This window comes from Marinagarivorans sp. (assembly GCF_982758155.1).
Window position 1 is genome coordinate 1 of the sequence record NZ_CEXWTU010000355.1, and the last position, 3,271, is coordinate 3,271.

Consider the following 3,271-nt stretch of genomic DNA (forward strand, 5'->3'; position numbering starts at 1 on the left):
ATAAGGAGGTCGAGATCAAGCATTAGTGGATGAAATATTGTTTCCTCGTCCCTTACTGAAGCGAATAGAGTCTATAAACGCTAAGACTTTCAGTATCGTCCTAGGGTTGCTCTTGTTTTTGTTTTTCACCGTTAAATAAGTGAAAAGCCAAAAAGGCGAGAAGATTACGCCGAAGTATTACTTAGTTGCCCTTAAGTTAAAACTGCCCTTAAGTTAAAACTCTATGACATTAGGCCGCGCACCAAGCCATTGTATGCTCTGCTTACGTGCGTTGCGGAATTCCGGTCAACGTCAATATTACCGACTACGGCGTTGGTATCTGTAGCGGGTAAACCCATGGATGCGGCAAGCGTATTTATTATATCTACCTGGCTCACTGGTGACCTTGGTTCTAAATGACAGTTTTGGGGCTCTGTAAAACAGCGTGTGGCAGTGGGGTTCCTAAAATCAAGGTTTTGATTTGTTCGAAAGAAGCCATCGGCATTACCCACTGTGACCGAGGACCAATTGTTTTGCCAATGGTCTTGAGGGTTACCCATACACGTTCCCCAATAAATTAGCGTATTGTCCAGTGCTGTGCCATTACCCTCTGGAATAGAGTCGAGATAGGTGGCAATGTCGGCAACTTGTTGGGCATACCAGCGATTAATCGCATTAAAATCTTTTTGTGCTCGGCCGCCAAAATAAATAGAGTGGCTTAGGCCGTGGTGCTCGCTTGATGTTGCTGGCTGTCCGTCTTCATTAAGTACCCACGAATAAGTGTGGGTGCTTTCGGTTGCTGCGAATTGCAGTACCGTCACCGGTGCCAGCCCACAACCAACGGCTACCTTAGCAATACCAGACTGTAGTTTTGCAATTGCGGGGAAGTTGCTTTGCTGGCGAAGGAATTCATCAAGGTTGTTCGGCGCTTGCCGAATATTCGGCGCGCTACAACTGAGTGCTTGTGGATTTTGACCGATTTCATTTTCGCAATACACATCGTAAAGCGAGCATTCTATTTCGCGAATACTTGTTTGATGCGCATCTAATAAATGAAAGTCTTCCTGGCTTAATCGCGATTTTACCGCGTTGATTTCTGCCAGCACGGCGTCTAATACGCTTTTATTATTTACAAAGCGCATATCGGCATCTTCACCGCCACCGGTAAAAACTTTTTTATACGCCGCAAAAGGATCGTTATTGGCTATTTGCGCACCTTCTTTGCCAGTACCTCGAAAACTAATTCTGAAGTTTTCATAACCCGATTTTGAATTGTATAAAAAGGGCTCTACCTGTGTTCCCAGTAATAAGGGTTTAACACCCCAATAGTCTGCTACGACTTGATCCAGAGATTTACTTTCTGCAAATAAATCACAGCCTGTTAGCAGTCCAACCATGCCGCGCTGATGGCGTTCGTCTTCATTCGAAAATACGCCAGTAACGCCTTCGATAATATTCGTTTTGCTTTTTACGGCGCTTAGGGGTTCTAACACGCGGCTAAGCTGCCAGTCGTCGCCAGATCGAGAGCCTGCACCGCAAGTCCAGCTGGGCTGGTGCATACCGTGCGGGTGCCAAACTACCAGCAAGCGCTTATTTCCTCGTACACCGTTAGTTTGCGCAAAACTATTAAGCGGTGTTAGTAGTGGTAAGGCGGCCAGTGATACGCCCGTATCGCGACTGAGTTTGAGTAATTGGCGTCTATTCATTTTCATCATTTTAAAGTTCCCCTGAGCCATTCACTAGCGTCATTGCAATACCCTTAAATAGCCCGGCAATACTTGCGGCTTGATGAAATTCGGACTGAATTGTTTTTACCTGAGCAATAGGCGGGTATGGAATGGTGTTGGCATAGCCCAGTGCTTTTATGCTTGCGCAGTCAGACAGTTGTCGGGTGCCGAGTAGGGCGCTTTGTAGTGCTTCTGTGCCCTGGTACATCAGCGCTTGTTGTGCCGCGTTTTCTGTTGCACCAATAATAACGGTCTCTGTAATCGCGTCTGAGATTGGTAAACCTATACCGTCATAATTTTCAAAACCAAAGCCGAGTGGGTTAATACGCTTGTGACAAACCATGCAATTGTCGGCTTTGGTTAAATTGACGACCTGTGCGCGATGGCTCAAATTTGAAATGTCATCCTCAAGTTCTTCTTTGGCTTCGTTCAAATTTAAATCGGCTGGTGGCGCCATTTTTTCGCACAGCAAGCTATCCAGTACAAAAGTGCCGCGCTTAATGGCTGAGCGTTTAGCGGGGCCAGCAAGCCACGCTAAAAGCCCTGGCTGACTTAATAAACCTTGGCGGTCCTGTTTTACATTACCGTTAAATACACTCAGTTGGCTAACCAGTGTATTTGATAACTGATAATCAGCACTGAATAGCGCATTAAAACTAGCGGTTTGCGCCATGGCATTTTCTACAAAAGCAGTGGCGTCGGCCAACATCTGTTGGTTAATTTGAGCGTTAAAGTTTGGGTATTTTTGAGTGTCTTTTGATAGCCGCGCAATATTATTCAGGCGCATCCATTCAGTGACAAAATCAACCATAGCCTGCTGGCCTTTAGCGTTTGCCAGCATTCGGTCTACGTGTTGCTCGAAAACCGCGGGCTGTTTCAAAGCCCCGGTACTGGCAGCCTCTAGTAATTGGCTATCAGGGGGTTCATTCCAAATTAAAAAACTGAGTTGATTGGCCAGCGTATAATTGCCGCTTTCGTCGGTGGGTGCCAAGTAAAACAAAAATGCCGGCGATTGAAAAATGAAGCCCGTCACGTAGCCAAGGCCTTCGGCTGCATTTGCGCCACCGGCGGAATAAACCGTATTCAATCGCTGGATCTGATCTTGTGTGAGCGGTCTGCGATAGGCTTTTTCAGCAAGCTCCAAATAAAAACGTTTAACACACTGCTCGTTCAAGGTATTCGCACAACGAATAAGATTGGGATCAGCACTAACTTTATCGACTAGTTCAACTGCTAAAACATTAGCATTTGCACTGTAAGCTGAAACCCGTGATGCACTCAATTCTGTGCCAGCAGGAAAGCCTTTTTCGATGGGGTCTGAAGGTAGGCTCAAGCCAGAAATGCCGATGCCAAACTCGGCTAGTAGGAAATTCACGGTTTTAAAATAATGCTGATTTTTAAGCCGCTGCATTGCAAACGTTTGAGGGATTTGCGGGTACAGGACATCAAAAATGTATTCTGTTACCTTCTGCGCACAGGCTTGGCCGCACATACTGGGATCAGTTAACGGCATTGTTGTGGCGATGTACGGCTCCATACTGCCGGGGCCGGTATACTTCACAAAT

The 3,271-nt window shown here is 46.2% G+C and carries 2 protein-coding genes; both read right to left on the reverse strand.

The genetic code is table 11. The features are described 5' to 3' along the window. Positions 1 to 221: 221 nt before the first annotated feature. Positions 222 to 1,694 (reverse strand): DUF1552 domain-containing protein, encoded by a 1,473-nt coding sequence (locus tag AC3A8L_RS20725; protein ID WP_487964178.1) that lies wholly within the window; start codon positions 1,692 to 1,694, stop codon positions 222 to 224. 1 nt (position 1,695) lies between these two features. Further along, a partial coding sequence (locus AC3A8L_RS20730; RefSeq protein WP_487964179.1) for a DUF1592 domain-containing protein occupies positions 1,696 to 3,271 on the reverse strand: 1,576 nt, incomplete at its 5' end.

What these genes read in the sequence shown, in the direction of transcription:
- AC3A8L_RS20725 (WP_487964178.1), bottom strand. Translation starts at nt 1,694, where the DNA reads ATGATGAAAATGAATAGACGCCAATTACTCAAACTCAGTCGCGATACG.